At 46.4% G+C, this 21,643-nt stretch carries 13 protein-coding genes and 1 tRNA gene; 2 read left to right on the plus strand and 12 right to left on the minus strand.

Annotated features, from left to right (window positions below):
• Nucleotides 1-257 precede the first annotated feature (257 nt).
• The 4 genes from JUB15_RS22110 to JUB15_RS22125 form a co-directional block, all read right to left on the minus strand.
• Nucleotides 258-1,631 (minus strand): peptidylprolyl isomerase, encoded by a 1,374-nt coding sequence (locus JUB15_RS22110; RefSeq protein ID WP_207514828.1) that lies wholly within the window; start codon nt 1,629-1,631, stop codon nt 258-260.
• A 177-nt stretch (nt 1,632-1,808) separates the two neighbouring features.
• Entirely contained in the window at nt 1,809-5,009 is a 3,201-nt protein-coding gene (gene infB, locus JUB15_RS22115) for a translation initiation factor IF-2 (RefSeq protein ID WP_242696463.1), read from the minus strand.
• 185 nt (nt 5,010-5,194) lie between these two features.
• Nucleotides 5,195-6,442, minus strand: a complete 1,248-nt coding sequence (nusA, locus tag JUB15_RS22120) for a transcription termination factor NusA (RefSeq protein ID WP_207514829.1) — start codon at nt 6,440-6,442, stop codon at nt 5,195-5,197.
• 43 nt (nt 6,443-6,485) lie between these two features.
• Nucleotides 6,486-7,001, minus strand: a complete 516-nt coding sequence (locus tag JUB15_RS22125) for an LSm family protein (protein WP_242696464.1) — start codon at nt 6,999-7,001, stop codon at nt 6,486-6,488.
• Between the two features lie 282 nt (nt 7,002-7,283).
• Between JUB15_RS22125 and JUB15_RS22130 the strand changes: the two genes are divergently transcribed.
• The gene (locus JUB15_RS22130) at nt 7,284-7,541 is read left to right on the plus strand and encodes a hypothetical protein (RefSeq protein ID WP_207514830.1); all 258 of its coding nucleotides are present in this window, start codon (nt 7,284-7,286) and stop codon (nt 7,539-7,541) included.
• A gap of 383 nt (nt 7,542-7,924) precedes the next feature.
• Here the strand turns inward: JUB15_RS22130 and JUB15_RS22135 are convergent, their stop codons facing one another.
• The 8 genes from JUB15_RS22135 to JUB15_RS22170 form a co-directional block, all read right to left on the minus strand.
• On the minus strand, nt 7,925-8,536 hold the full coding sequence (locus JUB15_RS22135; RefSeq protein ID WP_207514831.1) for an HAD family hydrolase: 612 nt from the start codon (nt 8,534-8,536) through the stop codon (nt 7,925-7,927).
• A 35-nt stretch (nt 8,537-8,571) separates the two neighbouring features.
• Entirely contained in the window at nt 8,572-10,848 is a 2,277-nt protein-coding gene (gene bglX / locus JUB15_RS22140) for a beta-glucosidase BglX (protein ID WP_207514832.1), read from the minus strand.
• A 66-nt stretch (nt 10,849-10,914) separates the two neighbouring features.
• On the minus strand, nt 10,915-12,792 hold the full coding sequence (locus JUB15_RS22145) for a family 43 glycosylhydrolase (RefSeq protein ID WP_207514833.1): 1,878 nt from the start codon (nt 12,790-12,792) through the stop codon (nt 10,915-10,917).
• A 59-nt stretch (nt 12,793-12,851) separates the two neighbouring features.
• On the minus strand, nt 12,852-14,324 hold the full coding sequence (locus tag JUB15_RS22150; protein ID WP_242696465.1) for a glucoamylase family protein: 1,473 nt from the start codon (nt 14,322-14,324) through the stop codon (nt 12,852-12,854).
• Nucleotides 14,325-14,334: 10 nt separating this feature from the next.
• Complete coding sequence (locus tag JUB15_RS22155) at nt 14,335-15,852, minus strand: RagB/SusD family nutrient uptake outer membrane protein (protein WP_207514834.1); 1,518 nt, start codon at nt 15,850-15,852, stop codon at nt 14,335-14,337.
• A 17-nt stretch (nt 15,853-15,869) separates the two neighbouring features.
• Complete coding sequence (locus JUB15_RS22160; RefSeq protein ID WP_207514835.1) at nt 15,870-19,268, minus strand: TonB-dependent receptor; 3,399 nt, start codon at nt 19,266-19,268, stop codon at nt 15,870-15,872.
• Between the two features lie 166 nt (nt 19,269-19,434).
• A complete protein-coding gene (locus JUB15_RS22165; RefSeq protein WP_207514836.1) occupies nt 19,435-20,565 on the minus strand; it encodes a FecR family protein in 1,131 nt (376 codons plus the stop codon).
• Nucleotides 20,566-20,702: 137 nt separating this feature from the next.
• Nucleotides 20,703-21,272 carry an RNA polymerase sigma-70 factor gene (locus tag JUB15_RS22170; protein WP_207514837.1) on the minus strand — a complete coding sequence of 190 codons (570 nt, stop codon included), beginning with the start codon at nt 21,270-21,272 and terminating at the stop codon, nt 20,703-20,705.
• A gap of 189 nt (nt 21,273-21,461) precedes the next feature.
• Between JUB15_RS22170 and JUB15_RS22175 the strand changes: the two genes are divergently transcribed.
• A tRNA-Phe gene (locus JUB15_RS22175) sits at nt 21,462-21,522 on the plus strand.
• Nucleotides 21,523-21,643 lie beyond the last annotated feature (121 nt).

Consider the following 21,643-nt stretch of genomic DNA (forward strand, 5'->3'; position numbering starts at 1 on the left):
CATATTTACATGTAAATACTTATACAAAATACTTAAAAGCTGCTTCATGCCAAGAATCGTGCATGCGTTTCTAACCCATTTAAGGGTTTACACTTACATTTAAATGACTATTAATTGCAATGAGTAATGTCTTCTTTCAAAGGCAGATAACCAGGCTGCTTATGTAGGAATCCCGTCATTTCTACCCAATTACCCTGATAAAAAAGCCCCGACAAAACCGTCGGGGCACGTTATATTGACAATTATTTTATACACCCTTACTTGCTGCCTGTAGATGCATATTGCATCCATTTACTAAGTGTACCGCAGCTTTTGAAATCATTATCTATCATAATGTAATAGGAAGGAATTTTAGAAGCAAACCAGCTTTCCAGTGCCCGCTGCTTTTTCAATTCCAACGCTTCTTTGGCCAAACGGTCATAATCATCTTTAATATTTTCACGGTGAGGCTCCGTACGTGTTTTCAGATAAATGATCCGCACGCCTTTTTTACCTCTTTCGTCAGTAAATGGAGTAGGTTTTGAATACTCCCCGGGTTTGATCTTGCTGCTGGCCAGTAATTCAACCAGGTCTTTATCCAGCTGACTTAATTCCAGGAATGTTGAACCATTTTGCCCCTGCTTAATACCGCCGGTGAATCTTGCATTCTCATCATCGCTGTATTTGGCAACCGCTTCTCCAAACTCAATGGTACCTGCCATCAGTTTAGCACGCACTGAATCCAGTTTGTTGATAGATTCGTTAATTTCTTCATCGGTGATCTTCGGAATACGTAAAATATGGCGAACGATGGCATCGTCACCCGCACGGCTTACCATTTGAATAATATGGTAACCGAATTTTGATTTGAACACCGGGGAAATTTGTCCTTCTTTAAGCCGGAATGCGTTGTTCAAAAAGGCGGGGTCCCAGGTCTTTTCAGTGCGGTTGATGGAATATTGCCCGCCGCTTTCTTTGCTGCCGGGATCATCTGTATATAAACGGGCGAGGGTCTCAAACTTTTGGGTGCCGGCTTCTACCTGCTTTTTGAAATCATTCAACTCATCGATGGTCAGTTTTTCCAGGTCGCGGCTTGCTTTAGGATATGATACAATTTCGCCGATCACCAGTTGAGATTCGTAAAAAGGCAAATTATTCTGATCTTTCTTGAGGAAATATTCCTTTACTTCCTGTGGCGTGATCTTGATGGATTCTACGATCTTATCGCGCATGCGTTCGGCCAGCTTTCTTTCTTTGAAGGTCTGCCGAAAATCTTCCTTGATCTGATAAACGGTACGGCCTGCAATTTCTTCCAGCGCTTCTTTAGAACCGTACATCTGAACGAATCCGCGGATCTGGTTATCGAGCAGGGCGTCAATTTCATCATCACCCACCTCTATAGAGTCTTTTTCGGCCTGCAGCACCAATGCTTTCAGGGTAAGGATCTGCTCCATGATCGAACAATCGGCATTTTCGGGAACGGGTTCCCCGCGCCGCTGACGATCGAGAATATCGTTGTACACGTCAGATTTTAAAATGATCTTATCGCCCACAATGCCTACGATCTTATCGGCTACTACTTTTCGGGTAGCCTGGCCCATGGCCATGGCGCCTAAAAACAGGGCGGTTACAAGTGTAAAGACAGATTTCATCTGAATATTTTTATAAGGGACCGGTTCAAATTTACTCGTTACCATACCATTTACAGTAAGGCATGGTTTATTTAACAAAAGAATAAGCAGGCGCAAGGCTGAAGGCGCAAGGCTCAAAAAGGCAACGAGGCATTGGGACATAACTTTATGTCTCGTTGCCTCGTTGCCTGTATGCCTTTATAATGTTCTCTTTACTTCTTCCAGTTCAAATGCTTCAATAATATCGCCTACTTTGATATCTGCAAAGTTCTTAACGGTTAAACCGCACTCCATGCCTGAAGGTACTTCTTTCACGTCGTCCTTAAAGCGTTTCAAAGACTGCAGTTCAGCGCTTTGTCCTTCACCTTTAGGATATTCAACGATACCATCCCGGATAACCCGGATCTTGGAGTTACGCTGAATTTTGCCGTCGAGTACATAGCAACCAGCCACTGTGGCTTTATCGAATTTGAACACGTTGCGTACTTCCACATTGGCCACGATCTTTTCAGTGATCTTCGGCTCCAACATACCTTCCATCGCGCTCTTCACTTCTTCGATGGCGTTATAGATGATGGAGTACAGCTTGATCTCAACGCCTTCGCTTTCGGCCAGGCGGTTAGCCTGGGTAGAAGGACGTACGTTAAAACCAACGATGATGGCATCTGATGCGGTTGCCAGCATGACGTCGCTTTCACTAATGGCACCTACGGCTTTATGTACTACTGATACAACAATTTCTTCAGTTGATAATTTCTGCAATGAGTCGCTCAGGGCTTCTACAGAACCGTCCACGTCGCCTTTCAGGATCAGGTTCAATTGTTTGAAATTACCCAATGCCAGACGGCGGCCAATTTCATCGAGCGTGATATGTTTCTTCGTACGAATACCCTGTTCACGCAGGATCTGTGCACGACGGTTAGCTACTTCTTTTGCTTCTGCTTCATCTTCGTATACTTTGAACTTCTCACCGGCCTGCGGGGCGCCGTTCAAGCCCAGAATAAGTACCGGTGTAGAAGGAGGTGCCTCGTCTACCCGTTTGTTACGCTCGTTGAACATGGCTTTAACACGGCCATAGAACTGACCTGATACGACCAGATCGCCATGTTTCAGGGTTCCGTTCTGAACCAGTACAGTGGCCACATAGCCGCGACCTTTATCGAGCGTAGCTTCAATGATAGTACCAGTAGCCTCGCGATCGGGGTTGGCTTTCAGTTCCAGTAATTCGGCTTCCAGCAGGATCTTTTCGAGCAGTTTGTCTACATTCAATCCTTTTTTGGCGCTCAATTCCTGGCTTTGGTATTTACCGCCCCATTCTTCCACCAGCAGGTTCATACCGGCCAGCTGTTCATATATTTTTTGCGGATTGGCTCCTTCTTTATCGATCTTGTTAATGGCGAAGATCATGGGTACGCCTGCGGCCTGTGCGTGGCTGATGGCTTCCTTGGTTTGGGGCATCACTGCATCATCTGCAGCTACCACAATAACCGCGATATCGGTTACTTTGGCACCACGGGCACGCATGGCGGTAAACGCTTCGTGACCAGGTGTATCGAGGAAACTGATCTTTTTACCATTGGGGAGTGTTACTTCGTAAGCGCCAATGTGCTGGGTGATACCACCGGCCTCACCGGCAACCACATTCGCACTGCGGATATAGTCGAGCAATGAAGTTTTACCGTGGTCAACGTGACCCATGATGGTAACGATAGGCGCGCGGTGTTGCAGATCTTCTTCGGCATCCACTTCTTCTTCTTCCTCCATTTCCATCTGCTTTTCCATATCAATGAACTCGGCTTCGTAACCAAATTCACCGGCCACCAGTTCAATTACTTCCGCATCCAAACGTTGGTTGATAGACACCATGAGACCGAGGCTCATACATTTGCTGATCACTTCGGCAAAACTTACATCCATCAGGTTGGCCAGTTCGCTTACGCTGATAAACTCGGTCACCTGCAGTTTGTTGTCTTGTCCTTCTGCACCTTCCCGTTCGGCCATGCCCTGGCGTTTTTCGTGACGGCGTTTGGCTTTTATGCCTTTACCGCCCTTATTACCCGACAGCTTGGCCTGTGTTTCACGTATTTTATCCTGGATCTCTTTTTCGTTGATCTCTTTGGGTTCGCGCGATACATGGCGGTTTTGACCCGGACGGTTATTGGGACGATTATCCCTTCTGAAGCCGCCGCCCTGTTGCTGGCCACCACCTTGCCGGTGCTGACCGCCACCACCTTGCTGTCCCTGACCATGATGTCCGCCGTGATGACCACCTTGTTGTCCTCCGTGCTGACCACCTCCGTCTCGTTTTTTGAAAAGATGTTGAGCCCGTTCCTGCGCAGTTTGCTGCTGCTGGTCCTTCTTTTCAATGGGAATGCGTTTGCGCTTCCTCTTTTCCTCGTTGGGCTTCGGTTTGGTGCGGGCTTCGTCGCCAACCGGTAATTCTATTTTGCCCAGAATTTTTGGTCCCGTAAGTTTATCGGCTTTAATATTTTCAATAACCGGCGGTTGTGCTTCTTCTTTCTCCGGTTCTTTTTCTTTTGGCACTTCCTTTACCGGCTCCTGTTCTTTTTTCTTTTCAACAACCACCTGTTTGGCAGGTTGCTGTTGCTGAGGTTGCGGCACTTCTTCTTTTGGCTTTTCTACTTTTTCCTCAGCTACAGGCGTGGGAGTAGTGGCGGGCTCTTCTTTTGGCTCCTGTACTTCTTTTGGCGCCTTCTTTTCTTCCTTCACCGGTGCTGGTTCTTCTTTCGCCTTTACCGGTGGTTCCTGTTCCTTCTTCTTTACAACAATAGGAGCTTTCTTCGGTCTTGTCGAAGAGTCTATTGCTGAAAGATCGATCTTGTCAAGTATTTTAGGCCCTTCTATTTCCGGCGTTTCAACCTTCGTGATCTCAGGTTGTTTCTCTTCTGCCCTGGGCTCTTCGATCACTTCCTGCTTTTCTTCTACAGGCGGAGTTACAACTGTTTCAGCAACTACAGGTGGCTGCACAACTTCCGGTACCGGTGTTACCTCTTCCGGTTTCTCTACTTTTTCTACCTTCTCGGTTTTTTCAACCTTCTCAACTTTTTCAACCTTTTCCTCTTTTTTCTCTTCTACAACCGGAGCTGGCTCCTGTTTTTTAACCACCTCTTTCTTAACAGCCGCAGCGTCGTCTTCTTTTTTCTTCTTTGCTTCCAGGCTTCCCTTCGGCAGATCTATCTGGTCGCTTTTTAACTTGGCCACTTTATCGCTCTGGAATTCCTGCTGCAAAGCACGATACATATCCTCCGTCAGCTTTGACGTGGGTTTGAGATCGTCTTTGCTAAATCCCTTTCCTACCAAAAAGTCTACCAGCGTTTCCTTGCCGATATTAAACTCTTTGGCTGCGGCCATTAATCTAAGTGTTGTTGTTTCTGCCATTCGTTATTGTAAGACAATTTTTTGTTTTGTTCGCTGTTTGGATAAGCAAATTACTTGTAAAAAGTCATTTTGATCACATTCAATTTAAAAGCCATACGTGCAAGCCGGTTTCATAACCTTGCTATAACCTTTAAGGTTGTGACTTGCTTTATCCTTACAGCCTATAACCAAACTGACTTTTCTGCCTATCCTTTTTCAAATTCTTCGTTCAGTATCCGGCGTACTTCGTTGATGGTCTCTCTTTCCAGGTCAGTTCTTCTTTCCAGCTCTTCGGCAGTGAGATCGAGCACACTGCGGGCTGTATCGCAACCAACGCGTTTGAGCTCATCAAGGATCCAGGTTTCAATTTCATCGCTGAATTCTTCCAGATCGATATCGAACTCCTGGGGTTCGCCTTCAGTATCGCGATAAACGTCGATGCTAAATCCTGTTAATTCCTGTGCCAACTTGATATTGACGCCTTTTTTACCGATCGCCAGCGACACCTGGTCGGGCTTCAGGTACACATTGGCTTGTTTTTTATCATTATCAAGCTCCATGGTGGTGATCTTGGCCGGTGTTAATGACCGTTGGATCAACAGCTGGATGTTGTTGGTCCAGTTTATAACATCGATATTTTCATTTTTCAATTCCCGTACGATGCCATGGATACGGCTACCTTTCATACCAACGCAGGCGCCAACGGGGTCAATACGGTCGTCATACGACTCTACCGCTACTTTGGCCCTTTCACCTGGTTCACGAACTATTTTCTTAATAACAATTAAACCATCAAATATTTCAGGCACCTCAATTTCAAGCAGTTTTGCAAGGAAAGAGGGAGAGGTACGGGATAAAATAATGACCGGAGAATTGTTTTTTAATTCTACTTTTTTTACAACGGCGCGGATATTTTCACCTTTCTTGAAATAGTCCTGAGGAATTTGCTCAGACTTAGGCAATATTAACTCATTCCCTTCTTCATCGAGCAATAAAATTTCTTTTTTCCAAACCTGGTATACTTCGGCGCTGATGATTTCGCCGATCCTGTCGCCATATTTCTTTACCAACACGTTCTTTTTCAGGTCGCTGATACGGCTGGCGAGGGTTTGTTTCGCTGCCAGGATGGCACGGCGGCCGAAATCGAGGATATTTACCTCCTCATACAGATCTTCGCCAATTTCGTAGTCCGGTTCAATTTTTATGGCATCGCTATAAGCTATTTCGGCCAGGGGATCCATTACATTTCCGTCTTCAACAATCGTCCGGCGGCGCATAATTTCAAGGTCACCTTTCTCCGCATTCACAATTACGTCAAAATTCTCGTCACTGCCATATTTTTTACGCAGCAGGGTTTTGAAAACATCTTCTACCACTTTCATCATGGTAGGGCGATCAATATTTTCCGCTTCCTTAAAATCTGCGAAGGCCTCTATCAAGTTTATGCTTGCCATATACTACAATTTTTTCCCCCAATGGTTACCCGTCGGGGATCAATTAAAATACGGTTTGAATTGTTGTTGATTTTATTTGATCAAATTGAATTTGGTGAGTTATCACCTCTTTCTTTTTATTTTTTCCTCTTGTTTCTTCCACAGTAATGGTTTCTTCGCCTACCTCAATCATTTTACCCGTAATTTTAATGCCATCTTTGAGGATGACCTCAACCGTGCGGCCCAGATTCTTTTTATACTGGCGTAACAATTTTAACGGTTCATCAACGCCGGGAGAGGATACTTCAAGCGAAAAGTCTCCATTAGGGAATAGATTTTCTTCTTCGATTTTCTTGTATAAAGCCCGGTTCCAGGAGATACACTTCTCTATGGTCACTCCCTGGTCGCCATCCAAAAAAAGCTTTACGTTATTGGTAGGTTTTACTTTGATCTCAACCAGGAAGTATGCCGGATCATTGGCCAGCATATCCTGTACCATTTTTTCAATTGCCTGTACTGGTGTTTCCATGTCCTTATGGGAAATAAAGAAGGGAACGATTTCCGTTCCCTTTCTAAACATCTTTTGCCTTGGCAAAGGTAAGGTAAATAGACAATTACTTCCAAAATACTGGTTGTTAATTTTGGATAAACGAAAATTATATCACATGACGACCGTCAGGAAACGGTGACTGAACCGAAAAATTGCCATTGCTGAACTTTCAGTCTGCCACACTTGTTCATTTGATATAGTTTTGCCGGATTCCCGTAAACAGGGGCCTGTTATTTGCAGCCTGATCAAATTTCTAGCAGCTACCTTAACAATTTGTTAGGTGCTGTGGTTGTACCTTTAGTTTTTTATAATATGAGTATTTTCCGCATTCTATTCTATATATTTCTTGCCATCTTCCTGTACAAATTTGTATTTAACTTTCTGGTGCCCGTACTCAAAATGTCGTGGCGTGTTCGCCGTCAGATAAAAGAGTTTCAACGTCAGCAGCAACAGCAGGAGGACCCGCTGCAACAAAATGGCAATACCGGCCGGCCATCTTCGGCCAACGGCGCCACAGCGTCAACATCTAAATCGGGCGAATACATTGATTTTGAGGAAGTAAAGGAGTAATAGTTCAAAGTTCAAAGTTCAAAGTTTAAAGTTCAGGCGCGGCAGGGCTTTTCTTACCTGGTGAGGTCTTTTTGGGTCGCAATCACCAGATCCACAATGGCGTACACTTTTCGTCTTGGGCCCGTGGTTACCTCCTGTTTACCTATTCTTTACCTCCTGGTTACCTGTTCTGCAGGTATTCCTTACCTTTTGTTTACCCCTGCTTTACCCCTTCTTTACTTCCCGGTTACCTTTCCTTCTGGTCTTGCCAATATTAGCGTCTAGTTGCCTTTACCTTTTTATTTGCTTTTTCTTACCTAAGGGGTAAAGAAAAGGTTAACCTAACCAAACCACAACCAAACCATAACCAAACCACAACCTAAAGGAAGTACAGGAACGACTACTTAAAGACCCAGATCCAGGATCGTTTTGCCATCAGTAAGATGAACGGCCTGTAAACCGGCCAGCCGGGCTCCTTCCACATTCACGAGTGCATCGTCGATAAAAAGCGTTTCCGCCGCGTTTACGCCGCTGTCGTTTATCACATACTGAAAGGCCGGCACATCGGGTTTACGCCATTTAATGAGGTGTGAGTAATATGCTTTTTCAAACAACTCATCCATTTCGCTGCCATATACCTCCCGGAACGTTTTATGAAAAGACAGCAAATGAATGTGATTGGTATTACTGAATAAAAACAGGCGGTATTTAGTTTTCAGTTTTTTGAGGAACCCGACCCGTTCAGCGGGAAAATCGAGCAACATCCCGTTCCACGCATCGATGACCTGCTCTTTTGTAGTGCCGGGATATGTTAGCTCCAGGGCTCTTTTTACAAATTCCTCATCTGAAATTGTGCCCTTTTCATAGTCTTTGAAAAATGAGGCTGCATAGCCTATACGAAACAGTTCATCTATTTGCGTAATGCCCAGTTCTTTGAATGTCTGGCTGGTTTTAGCTACATCGAGGTTGAGCAAAACTCCGCCCAAATCAAAAATTATACTTTTCACAGGTGCCATTGATCGTTGATTTGGGCGCAAGTTACGGCTCAAAATTATTTTACCAACCGGAAGGCGGCTTCCCTGACGTCCCGGCTGTTGGTGCCGATGAAGACTTTGAAATCGCCCGGTTCTGCTACATATTTCAGCTCGCTGTTGTAAAACTTAAGGTCATTCTCCGTAATGGTGAACTCCACTTTTTTCAGTTCTCCGGCATTCAATTGTATTTTCTGGAAGCCTTTCAACTCCTTCACCGGCCGGGCAACCGAACCTACCAGGTCGCGGATGTACAATTGAACGGTTTCCTCGCCAGCCACATTTCCTGCATTTTTAACCATGATGGATGCGGTTATCGACTGACCCGGCCGCAAGACAGTCTGGCTCAATTTAACCGTATCATAAGTGAATGTCGTATAACTGAGTCCATAACCGAAAGGATATAACGGTTCATTCACTTCATCGAGGTAATTCGATTTGAACTTGGGACTTCCGCCTTCATACGGCCTTCCGGTATTTTTGTGGTTATAGTAAACCGGGATCTGACCAACATTGCGTGGAAATGAAGTCGTGAGTTTGCCCGATGGGTTGTAATTGCCAAACAGTACATCAGCGATGGCATTGCCCGCTTCTGTGCCTGCAAACCAGGCTTCCAACAAGGCTGGCACCTGTTCATGCAGCCAGGGAACAGCCAGCGGACGGCCATTCATCAGTACCACCACCAGCGGTTTGCCCGTTTTTGCCAGGGCTTCTATTAATCTCCGCTGGCTGCCCGGCAGATCGAGGCTGGTACGGCTGGCCGATTCGCCCGACATTTCTGCCGCTTCTCCAACTACTGCCACCACCACATCGGCTTTGCCCGCGGTCTCAACCGCTTCCTGGATCAGGGCATCGGGTGAGCGGGCATCGATCTCGGTAGGTTCTGCAAACGGACTGATCCGTTTGGCAAAAGCCGTGTCATCAGTAATGTTCGCCCCTTTTGCATATAAGATCTGAACGGCATTGCCGGCTACATTTTGCAGGCCCTGCTTTATGGTTACGCTTTTTGTTTTATCGCCCGATACGGCCCAGGTGCCCAGCATTTCCGAATGGTTGTCGGCCAGCGGGCCGATCAACGCAATGGTGCCGGTCTTTTTTAATGGCAATACCTGGCGATCGTTTTTCAACAATACCATGGAGCGGACAGCTATTTCGCGGGCTGCTTTTCTGTTCTCTTCGGTTAAAATTTCTTTTGCCGGCCGGTCATCATTAATATAACGATAGGGGTCGTCAAATAAACCGAGCTTGTATTTAGCTTCCAGGATACGGCGGCAGGCATCGTCAATTTGTTTTGTGGTAACCTTTCCTTCTTTCAATGATTTTTGTAAAGTAGTTAAAAAGCCTTCGCCAACCATGTCCATATCCAGGCCGGCATTCAATGCCAGAGCCGAAACGGTTTGCAGGTCGCCCAGACCATGAGCCGTCATTTCATTCACACTGGTGTAATCGGAAACCACCATTCCTTTAAAACCCCATTGATTGCGTAACAAAGTCGTGAGCAGCCACCGGTTACCGGTAGCAGGTATTCCATCAATTTCATTGAAAGAGCTCATCACGCTGCCCACCCCGGCGTCGACTGCTGCTTTGTACGGCGGCAGGTATTCGTTGTACATCCTGATGCGGCTCATATCCGTAGTGTTGTAATCACGTCCGGCCTCAGCGGCGCCATATAAAGCAAAATGTTTTACACAGGCTAAGACGGTATTATCTTTCGACAGGTCATTGCCCTGGTATCCTTTTACCATCGCGCGTGCGATCTTTGATCCCAGGTAAGCATCTTCCCCTGAGCCTTCTGCAATGCGGCCCCAGCGGGGGTCACGGGCGATATCTACCATCGGTGAAAACACCCAGCACAAGCCATCTGCCGTGGCTTCTATTGCTGCAATGCGCGCGCTTCGTTCGATCAACACAGTGTCCCAGGAACAGGAGATGGCAAGGGGAATGGGAAAAATGGTTTTATGACCATGAATTACATCCAGGCCAAATAACAATGGAATATGCAGCCGGCTTTCCTTCACTGCCAGTGTTTGTGCCTGGCGTACTTTATCGGGACCGAAAATGCCAAACAAGCCACCGACCCGGCCTTTGCGGATATTGTCTTCAACGCCTTTACTAACAACGGAACCGGTAGGTACTCCCCAACCCGGTGTTACCAGGTTTAACTGCCCGATCTTTTCTTCAAGGGTCATTTTACTCATGAGACTGGCCACGTATGCCTTCATTTTGGCATCGGGGGTTTGTGCAGACAGCTTTATAAGGAAGAATAAACCTACAACCGTTAAAATTATCCTCGGCATATATGTGTGTTTTGAGTCTTTTGTGTTAAATCTTTTCTACAGGACTGCGTTACGGCCCTTTTATCATTATTCCACTTTTACAACCTTGCTTCTTGCCGATACGCCGTTTTCGTTGATAGCTTCAATAGAGAAATAGTAAGGCTTTTCTTTATCCATGGTTTTGCAGTAATACTCATTGCTGCTATACACCATTACACAATTGTATAATTTATCAGGTTCAATGCCCATGTAAATATTATAGGCGTAGGCATTATCAACCGGCGACCATTTCAACCAGGCGCTGCGTTTGTCCTTTTCTGTTCGCAATACAATAAACTGCTTTACCGTGTCGGGCTTGCTGCCGTTGCCATTGCCAAATACCCGCAGTCCGCTGAGCGCAAATTTTCCGCCCGGCATATGGATATTTTCTAATTTAAGGTAACGGGTTTGAACAGGGTTTTCCAGTTCAATATAATCGTGGGGTACATCGGTTTTGTTATTGCTTTTATCGATCAGCAATTTCCATTTTTTACCGTCGGTACTATGGTACAATTTATACTGATGATACACATCTTTTGTCTTACCCAGGAATTCTACATCCTGGTCGGCATAATTGATCTGAATGGCGCGTACAGTAGCGGTATTGCCCAGGTCGGTTGTTATCCATTCTCCTTTATTGCCCGAAGCTGCGCTCCAGTATGATTTTATATCCTCATCCACGGCAAAATTAGGGTAGTAACTGCCAAGGGTAGATGAAACTGTAACCGGTTTATTGTAGTTCAGCAGCATCCAGCCGGTGAAGCCTGCGGCTTGAGCCCCCTCGAGGCCTCCCCCGGTGCGGGAGGTGTTTGCAGCCCCCTCGCCGCCCGCTTCAGAAGATGAGGCGGAAGGGCCCCTTCCCGGTAAATAGTAAGGATAATCGCCGAAGGCCGAATTCATATACATTACATCATCCTTGTCGAAACCGGCAGGCCAGATGCCTATTCGCCGTTCAAAATTATTTTTGACTGAAATAGCAATGGTAGATACATGCCACCAGTTGTTGTATGTGTCTTTGAAGGTGGCGCCATGACCGGCACCGCGGGCGAAACCACCAGGTTTAAAACTAAAGGGCAGCGATTGGGGGGTAAACGGCCCCAGGGGATGATCACCTACCACCACGCCATCGGCATAGCCGCTGAATTCGGTGCCCGGCGCGCCATATTGCAGGTAATATTTACCGTTATGTTTTGTCATCCAGGCCCCTTCAATGAAGGGGTCAAGGAATGTATTGTCGTGATATTCCCCAAATCGCTGCCAGCCGTAGCGCCACGGTTCCAGCAAATACATTTCCTTGCGGGTGCCTTTGGGGTCAAATGTTTTGCGGTCAACTTCGATGCCGTATAACGGGTAGCGGTTGCTGCTGCCGTTATACATGTACAATTTTCCATCGTCATCGAGGAAGAAAGCCGGGTCCCAGCCGCCGATCTCAAAGGAGTCCACGGCTTCTTTCCATTCATTGCCCTTGGGATTAGTGCTCATCCATATCGGAAAATCGGATGTATAAGTGGAGCCAAATACAAACATGGTATCACCCTGCACCCAAACGGCAGGCGCACAAAGCTCGTCATACACCTTGTGGTATGGCTTCAGGAACAAACGGGAAATGAAATGCCAGTTGCTGAGATCGTCGCTCCACCAATAGCCCCATTGATTGGTGCTGAATAAATAGTAGTCGCCTTTATATAACACGATCACGGGATCTGCGGTAGCCCGGTGTTTGCCCCATTGCGTAAAATTCGGTATGGGCGTATAGCCATAGTCAATATTCAGGGGATTGCAATAAGTTCGGGGAGAAGCATGTAAGGTGGGCCCCCTGTCAGAAAGAGACCCACCTTTATTATCAACCTTGCTTTGAGGGAACGCCTGTGGTGCTTGTACTATAACAATAAACAGAAAGATTATATAAAGAATTCTTGTAAACATTTTTCAGATTATTTTTTATTAGGCGTAGACCTTTAACGCCCATCGGATATGCGTTCAGGCTACTTAAAATGCGGACTTGTAAAGCCCAGTTTTTTCAGTCCGGCCTTTATTTCGGGACAGCTCATGAACAATCTCCATAACAAACCACTGCGATAGTTTTCCATCATTACAACCGCAGGCCCCTGATCGATGGCCAGGTAACGCTCGGGATACCAGTTGGCGGTTTGACTGAACGCATCGTAAAAACCGTACGGTCCCCATAGGCGATCTTTCATATCGTTGTACCAGTGGCGCATGGCCTGCATGGATAGCTGTGGTGTATAGGGAAAAGAGGATAAAGCGGCGGTTGGCGATATAACGCCGTGATCCGTAAGGTTACCGGGAGCATGCGCAGCATACCCGCGTACCGAATAACTTGCAGTGAGCCCCCAGTTATCAGGGCCATACCCTATATAGTGTTTAGGATTCTTAACACACCAGGTAAAATTGATCAGGGTCTGGTTCCTGTTTTCAGCCCAATAATCGGCATAGCGGTCCTTCAATCCGCGGGGATCGAGTCCGAGAAAAGAATAATGAGCCCAAAACAGCGGACCGCCGTAGGGCGAATCGCCCTGGTGATACAACTGCAGGGAGTAATCATAAACCGGACATGGTGAAACAATGCGGCCGTTCTGAGCCCAGCCCTCGTGATATACTTCGGCCGGCACGCCGTGTGTTGGCGAAGAAGCGGCCAGTATATACATGATCAAACATTCGTTATACCCCCGTACCGGAAAATTCATTTCCCATTTGTAGTTGGGGCTCCAGTGCCAGTATAATACGTTCTCCCCTTTCCGGTACCAGTCAAATTCCACTTCGCGCCATAAGGTATCGATAGTTGCTGCCAGCACCTGTTCTGTTGAATCGCCGTTCTGGAAATACTGGCGCGCACATAATAACCCCTGTAACATGAACGAAGTCTCCACCAGGTCGCCGCCGTTGTCTTTTCGGCCAAAGGGTTTTACTTTACCGGTTTGGCCATGCCACCAATGGGGCCAGGCGCCATGGAAACGGTCGGCCGTTTTCAGGAACTGAACCATTTTTTCGATCCGTTCCCGGCCCTGGTCACGGGTTATGAAACCGCGGTGGATGCCTACCAGAATGGCCATTACACCAAAGCCACTGCCACCGCTGGTGACGACATTCTTATCTTTCTCGGGATAAATATTATCAACGTGAATGCGTTCTCTTGCCATACCGCTGACGGGCTCGGCACCGTCCCAGAAATATTGAAACGTTTGTTGCTGCACAAGGGTGAACAACTCCTCGTCTTCGGCAGTAAACTTGACCTCATGGTTTACGGACTTTTGCGTATTGGTACAACGGATCAATAAAAAAGAAAAAACAATCGTAATTAGGGTTAACCTGTAACGTATCATTGCGGCGTTTCGTTTGGTTTCGGTACATGTGCGGGTATGGATCATCCTTCCTGTAAATGATCTGATGGCTGGCGCTTCTGAAGCTCCAACCATCAGATCAGCTGACCTTACCATTAGATTAGCTTTACAAATTCGGATTCAGATCTCGCTGTGTTATCGGCACAGGCAGGTATTCTTCTCCCGGATTAAAACCTTGCGGCGCCAATACGGTAGCAGCCTGACCTGTTCTTATGAGGTCATTGTAACGTTCACCCCACCATTCGCAGGCAAACTCGGCGCGGCGCTCATCCAACACCTGTTGTAAGGTAACACCTGTGATCGGATTCAGCTTTGCCCGCTGGCGAACCAGGTTAAACGGCGCATCGCCATTCTGGCCTTTGCGCACCTTTGCTTCCGCATTCAATAACAGCACATCGGCATAGCGAAGTACTCTTACATTGTTATTGGTTCCATAATCTCTTCTTCCTGATGGCATCTGGCTGGTGGGCAGGTAAGCCTTCCCCATAAACCGGGTTTGCCCGTTTGTATTGCCATAAATGTTATCGCCGCTGGGCGTAGTAACAAAATTATCCTCTGAAGTACCTGCAAAAAGTATACTTGTTTTCAGGCGAACAGAATCGTTCCGGCTATTGAAAAAGTCAACTATTGCCTGCGTCGGCGACAAAAAGCCCCAACCGGCGACCGGGCTGCCGCGCTGGTCGCCGTTAGGTCCCTGAAAATCCCAGAAGGCGCCGGGTTTTATGGCTGTGCCGGTGCTTGTTCCGAAATCGGTATACTGCAATTCAAACAAGGCTTCATCACTCAGTTTGCCCGGGATCTTCCACAATTGATAAAAATCGGGGAACAGGCTGAACTTATTGCTATTGATAATTTCATTGGTGGCAGCAAGCACAACATCCCAGTATTGGCTTCCATTATTATTGCCGGCCAGGTCGGCGGCTGCTTTCGCTTTCAGCAACAACGCCGTATATTTTGTAACGGCTCCCCTGTGCACAGACTGATTGGGCCTGGCATCTTCCAGGAAACCAATTGCGGTATCCATTTCACTGATGATCCATTGCCTGACCTCTGCAACGGTACTTTTACCCACCGTAGTGAGCTCCTGGTTGTTAATAACAATTGGCACATCGCCAAACACGCGTGAAGCAAGCATCAGGGCCCAGGCGCGGATCACCCGCACTTCAGACCTGTACTGGTTATACAGAGCAATATTCTGGTTATCGCCATCAGGGATGTTCTCTGCAAACTTGGCCAATTCGATCAACGCTTCGTTGCAAAATAACATCAGTCCGAAATGGTCGTTCCAATAGTTATTGTTGCCCCAGAAAGAAACAACACCCGGGTTATTGTTCTGGAAGTTCTTAATATCAGACAGCGTACCCTGGTCATTGGGCGCAGAACCTTTGGCCACATCATCACCGCGTACGGTGCGCACACCTGCATCTACCCAGTGAACCAGTCCCGGATTATCGCCGGCGGCGGCCCTGTACATCCCAGAAACCGGGGTATACATCAAGTTCAAATTGGCATAATCAACGACAGTGCTTCTGGGCTGGTCTTCCAGATCGCGGTCAAGGTATTTACTACAGCCCGCTACCTCTATCACTAATAAGAGAAGAAAAATATTTTTTATCGTATTCATGATGCGAAGTATTAAAATTAATAAGTGATCCTTACGCCGATCGTATAGACGGCGGTGGTAGGATATACATTATTGTCATACCCGGTTCCCGAAATAAATGTTGCCGGTGTATTGGATGGTATCGCAGCCCGGTCTTTCGGTAACTGGGTGGGCGCCGTTACTTCGGGGGTTACGCCACTGTAGCGGGTAAAGATGAGGGGCCTGTCGGCAGTTGCATAAACCCTGAACGATGGACCCTCATTTTTGCCAATCTTAAAGTTGTAACCAAGCTGAACATTCTGCAGACGCAAATACGAGCCATTTTCTACATAAAAAGAACTGGCATTGTTATTCCATGACTGGGTAATGGCTTCAGCAGAAGGGAATTTGTTGGTAGAACCCTCGCCGGTCCATAAGCCGGTTACGAATTCTTCATCACCATTCATGTCAGGGAATTTCTGCCTTAATGCGCGGTTATAATTTAAAATTGAATTACCGCCTATGCCCTGGAAGAAAATGCTCAGGTCGAAATTTTTATAATCCATCGCAAGCGTAAAGCCATAGGTGATCTTTGGCAGGTAGTTGCCCAGGTTCACCCGGTCATTTTCATCGAGCACTTTATCCCCATTCTGATCTACATATTTGAAATAACCAGGCTTTACATCATTGTCTACGGCAATTGGATCTGCATCTACTTCCGCCTGGTTTTGATAAATACCTGCTACTTCATACCCATAAAAGAAATTAAACGGATCGCCTGGTTGCGAGCGGGTAGGAAATTCGGCAACACCCCCCGGCAGATTTTTCAAAGTGTGCAGGTCAACCACTTCATTTTTCAAGGTGGTGAGGTTACCGCTGATGCGATAGCCAAGGTCACCCACTTTGTCATCCCAGGTAAGATCAACTTCAATTCCGCTATTGTTTACCTTACCCCAGTTGCCATACTGGCGGATGCCGGTGAAGGGCAGGCTTCGTTCATAAGCCAGTTTATCGGTTTGGCGGTGATAATAATCAATGGATCCTTTCAGCCGTTTGTTCAGCATGGAGAAATCAATACCACCATCCCATTCTGTAACCACTTCCCAGTTCACAGAGCCAAAGACGGGTTGTATGCGATAGCCGGGTGTTATAACGCCATTAGATGCAGGGGTGCTTCCAAACACACCCGAAAATTCGTTACCGCTGGAAACTACTGCATAACCGGTGCTGGGCTGCACATTATCGTTACCAAGTTTACCCCAGGATCCGCGGATCTTCAACTGATCGAATAATTGCTGGCCTTTCATAAAGCCTTCTTCGGAAATGACCCAACCCACGCCAATGGATGGAAAATAACCCCATTTGTCCTGGTATTTGGAAGTACCATCGGCACGGAAAGTGGCGGTGAGCAGATATTTGTCGGCAAAATCATAACTGATGCGGCCAAACAGACTTGTTGAAGTATTTCTAAAACCGGTTTCGTTGTATCCATCGGTACGGCGGATGCCCTGGTCGGCATACCAGAAAGTCTGCTGCGGCGGCACACTGTCGGTAATTACCTGGGTACTTCTGAACCGTTCATCCCGGACGGAATGCCCTAACAGCAAGGTCCAGCCGTGGTTGCCGATTTTATCTCTATAGGTTATTAAATTATCCAGGATGTAATTTTCCGTCCTGGTTTCGGTAGTGGTTAAAACAGAAGCCTGCTGGCGTTGAATATTATCTACATAATACTCCGGCAGGTAATTCTGATTCAGGTCAGAACCATATCGCTGACTAAGCTGCGACCTGAAGGACAACTTGCTCTTTATGATATCTGCTTCTGCATAGAGCGTAGGCAATAATTGAAAACCCTTGGTTTTATCGAACCAGTAGTTGGAAGCAGCCACCGGGTTATTGAATACGCCATTCGCAAAACCCAGGGTAGATGAAGATGCGTATTTCTCGGGTCTTGCAAGCGTATTGGTTTCGTCAAACACCGGGTATAGCGGCGAAGCCATGTAAGCCAGTGAAAAGGCGCCAATGTTGGGATTCCGCTGGGTAAAATTGCTTAAATGCGTGGTTAGGCCCAGCTTTAAGAATTCATACGGTTTTGCTTCGAGTTGAAAACGGATATTATACCTTTTATAATTATTCTCCACCTCCAGAATGCCATCCTGGTACAGGTAATTCAATCCCAGGGTATAGTTCACTTTACTGGCGCCTCCTGCCAGATCGATGCTGTGGTTATGCATGAGGGCCGAGCTTTTCAGGATCTCTTCATACCAGTCGGTGTTTGTAGTTGGATTCAATCCCGAACCTCCAAATCTTGAAACTGATAAAGCCACCCTGGCCGTATCGGTAGCTGTGCCCTTGGCCAGTTGCATAGCCGAATACTGAGCGGCATTGGCCAGTTTGAATTCGCCGGAAGGTCTTTGCACACCAAAGTAACCGTTGTACGTTACCCGGGTCTTCATGTTATACCGGCCTTTTTTCGTATTAATGATGATCACCCCATTGGCAGCGCGTACGCCATAAATTGCCGCCGCAGAAGCGTCTTTCAACACTGACATTTCACCGATATCGTTGGTATTGAGGAAGTCGATATTATCTACGAACATGCCATCCACCACGTACAGGGGATTTGTATTGTTGAAAGAACCCACCCCTCTGACACGAACGGTAGGTGAACCACCCGGTGTTCCGTTGGTAACAACCTGCACTCCGGGTGCATTGCCCTGCAATGCCTGCATTGGGTTGGCTGTGGTTCTTTTATTCAGCTCTTCTGTATTGACTACACCGATAGGTGCGGTGAGGTCTCGCCGTGAGCTGGTACCGTAACCGATCACTATCACCTGCTGCAGTGATGATGCGTCGGCAGATTTCAAGCTGACATCGATGGTAGTGCGGCCGTTAACAGGAATTTCCTGGGTTTCGAAGCCCAGCGATGAAAACACAAGCACAGCGCTATCGGGAACTGTTAATGCATAGTTCCCGGCGCCATCGGTGGTTGTACCAATAGTGGTATTTTTTACAAGGACAGAAACGCCTGCCACCGGCTCTCCGGTAGTGCTGGTAACGCGGCCGGAGACCCTGATATCCTGAACGGGCGAGATGCCTGTTTTGAGGATGATGAGTTTATTGGCCATTAATTGATACGATAATCCTGAATTGTTCAGAATACGGTTCAGGACATCAGTTACTTCGGCATTCACCATGGTAAGGGTGATACGAGGCGCATTGCTAACCAGGCTTTCGTTGTACAAAAACCTGAAATCGCTTTTCTTTTCGATTAATGATAACGCGCGCTTCAATTGTATTGATTGAAAGTCGACGCTAATCCTGTTCTGGGAAAAGCCACCGGCAGCAACATGAAGACAACTAAGCAGTATTATAGCAAATGAAAGCTTCATAATCCGGATGAACTTTAACAAAAGCGGGTCACTGCCGAAACTCAGCAGAATTCCGTTTTTTTTCATACTTTGTTAATTGGAAGGTTAAATAATAGGTGTTTCCTGTGGCTCAAACAGGAAATCGTAATTCAGCCTGTATTTACCTGGCGGGATCTCACTGCAATGAGGTTCCGCTTTTTGTTTCAGGCCTAGGAACTATTGTTATTCATTTGGCATCGTTTTGATTAAAAAATCATCTTTCTACTGTTATTTTATTCCCTTGCATTGAATAATGGAAGGGAGCAGTTATAGCCATATAATCCAGTGCCTGTTGTATGGTTTCATTTTCAAACACGCCGGTAAAGCGCAGCTCCTGCATTTTTTCGTCTTTGAACTCAATCTCCACATTGTACCAGCGTTCCATTTTTGCAGCCACTTCAAGAAAAGATTCATTGTCAAAGACCAGTTTGTTTTGCACCCAGGCTGTTTCTATGAGGAGGCTGTCGGCTTCGGTATAGTTCAATTTACTCAGCGAAACAAAAGGTTCATGTTTTGCCTCACTCGTTCTTCCGGTATCCGGCGTATTCATCTCCTCATTCATTACTACCAGTTTTTCATTGGGGCGCAAGGTGAATATTTCTTCAGGGCGGTTATGGATCAACACCTGCACTTTGCCATGCACCAGGCTCGTTTCAGTTTGTTTGTCGCCGGGGTACGATTTCACATTAAAAGCTGTACCCAGCACACGTACATCGAGATGTTGGGTATGGATGACAAAAGGAATTTTTTCCTGGGTTGACGGTGATACAGCAGGCTTCACATCAAAAAAAGCTTCACCACTCAGCGTCACTTCCCGTATTACACCGCCAAAATCTTTGTTATAGGTGAGTACACTACCTGCATTCAACCATACTTTGGACCCATCGGGCAGGGTGATGGTGGTTTTGGAACCATTGCGGGTACTCACTTCATTTTTTTCGCCGGTTGTGCCGGCCACAAAAGGGCGGGCTGAAGCAGCCCCATCAGTTATGGAGTAATACCAATAGATACCGCCTGCCACAAGTATAGCGGCCGCTACACTTATGATCATTAATTTTTTTCCGGAACGCTTTTGAGCAGGTATGAAGTAAGGTTGAGGTGCTGCATCTGCTGTATGATTCCAGTCGGTACCAGCTTCTTTCAACCGGTTAACATGCCGGTTGAATGCAGCTTCTACCTCGTTATTAGCAGGTATTGGCAGGTTCCATAAGTCAGTTATATTTTGAAGGGCATAATGCATGTCGGGGTCGCTACGCAACAGTCCTTCCAGTTCTTCCAATTCTTCTGCACTTGCCTCACCAGCCAGTTTTTTGCCAACTAAAAACCAGATTCTATCCTTACTCATGTGTATAATAGATAATATATACCCATAAGGACACTACTATAAAAGTCATACCCCTAAAGCAGTGAAAGATTTTTTATGTAGCTGGCTATCAATAGGGTCGTAATTTCCACCATGGGGAAAATGGTACCCCGCTTTATTTATGAAGACAAGGTGGTACGAATATCGAAATGAATGGCCAGCCCGATCTTACGGATAGCAATTGACATTTGATTCTCAACGGTTTTCAGGGAGACCTGTAACAGGTCGGCTACTTCCCGGTACTTTAATCCATCTTCTTTTACCAGCTTAAATATGAGTTGACAACGTGGCGGAAGGTCGTTAATCGCTTTCTGAACCCGGTTCATCATTTCGGCAGTGAGCATGAGTTTTTCCGGATCAAAATAGATGCTTTGCAGCTGAATGAAGTATTGTTCAGGTTGCAGGAACACCTTTTTTTGCGTGCGGAGATAATTCAGCGCTCCGTTCTTGGTACTTACGAAGAGGTAGAGTTTGAGATTCTGGATGCGGTGAAGGCCTGCCCGTTTTTTCCACACCTTTATAAATACATCGGAGACGATCTCTTCGGCTGTTTCTGGTGAGCGAACAAAGGAGATGGCAAATTGCTGCAGAGACTTATAGAAAAGGGCAAACAATTCCTTATAAGCTGACTGGTCGTCATATAGCGCAATACGCTGTTGCAGTTCCTGGATGTGAAGGCTAGCAAGCATAATAAAAAACCACAAAACGTTCAGAAAAAAAGACCAAACAGGTCAGATGAAAGCTGCTGCGCAAGGTAATTTAAAAAATTAAATAAGATTTCTGCCGGGTACTGAATGAATTTTTCTAATTTTGCTGCTCTTTGAAACGGAAGTTCTTTATTTTAAAATATTACCCGACTAACGTCGGATTGGATCCTTAGCTCAGACGGTTAGAGCATCCGACTGAAAGTCGGGAGGGTCGTTGGTTCGATCCCTAACCAATTAGACTGATTAAATTGAAGTTCTTTATTGATATAATTACCCGACTAACGTCGGATTGGATCCTTAGCTCAGACGGTTAGAGCATCCCGACTAAAAGTCGGGAGGGTCGTTGGTTCGAT

Source organism: Longitalea luteola (assembly GCF_017356035.1).
Classification (GTDB): Bacteria; Bacteroidota; Bacteroidia; order Chitinophagales; family Chitinophagaceae; genus Niastella; species Niastella luteola.

Excerpts from the sequence above, each read along its gene's own strand:
- JUB15_RS22135 (WP_207514831.1), bottom strand. The coding sequence starts at position 8,536 with ATGGCACCTGTGAAAAGTATAATTTTTGATTTGGGCGGAGTTTTGCTC.
- JUB15_RS22165 (WP_207514836.1), bottom strand. The coding sequence starts at position 20,565 with ATGAGTAAGGATAGAATCTGGTTTTTAGTTGGCAAAAAACTGGCTGGT.
- JUB15_RS22155 (WP_207514834.1), bottom strand. The coding sequence starts at position 15,852 with ATGAATACGATAAAAAATATTTTTCTTCTCTTATTAGTGATAGAGGTA.
- JUB15_RS22170 (WP_207514837.1), bottom strand. The coding sequence starts at position 21,272 with ATGCTTGCTAGCCTTCACATCCAGGAACTGCAACAGCGTATTGCGCTA.
- JUB15_RS22130 (WP_207514830.1), top strand. The coding sequence starts at position 7,284 with ATGAGTATTTTCCGCATTCTATTCTATATATTTCTTGCCATCTTCCTG.
- JUB15_RS22160 (WP_207514835.1), bottom strand. The coding sequence starts at position 19,268 with ATGAAAAAAAACGGAATTCTGCTGAGTTTCGGCAGTGACCCGCTTTTG.
- JUB15_RS22125 (WP_242696464.1), bottom strand. The coding sequence starts at position 7,001 with ATGTTTAGAAAGGGAACGGAAATCGTTCCCTTCTTTATTTCCCATAAG.
- JUB15_RS22150 (WP_242696465.1), bottom strand. The coding sequence starts at position 14,324 with ATGGTAAGGTCAGCTGATCTGATGGTTGGAGCTTCAGAAGCGCCAGCC.
- JUB15_RS22110 (WP_207514828.1), bottom strand. The coding sequence starts at position 1,631 with ATGAAATCTGTCTTTACACTTGTAACCGCCCTGTTTTTAGGCGCCATG.
- nusA (WP_207514829.1), bottom strand. The coding sequence starts at position 6,442 with ATGGCAAGCATAAACTTGATAGAGGCCTTCGCAGATTTTAAGGAAGCG.
- bglX (WP_207514832.1), bottom strand. The coding sequence starts at position 10,848 with ATGCCGAGGATAATTTTAACGGTTGTAGGTTTATTCTTCCTTATAAAG.
- JUB15_RS22145 (WP_207514833.1), bottom strand. The coding sequence starts at position 12,792 with ATGTTTACAAGAATTCTTTATATAATCTTTCTGTTTATTGTTATAGTA.
- infB (WP_242696463.1), bottom strand. The coding sequence starts at position 5,009 with ATGGCAGAAACAACAACACTTAGATTAATGGCCGCAGCCAAAGAGTTT.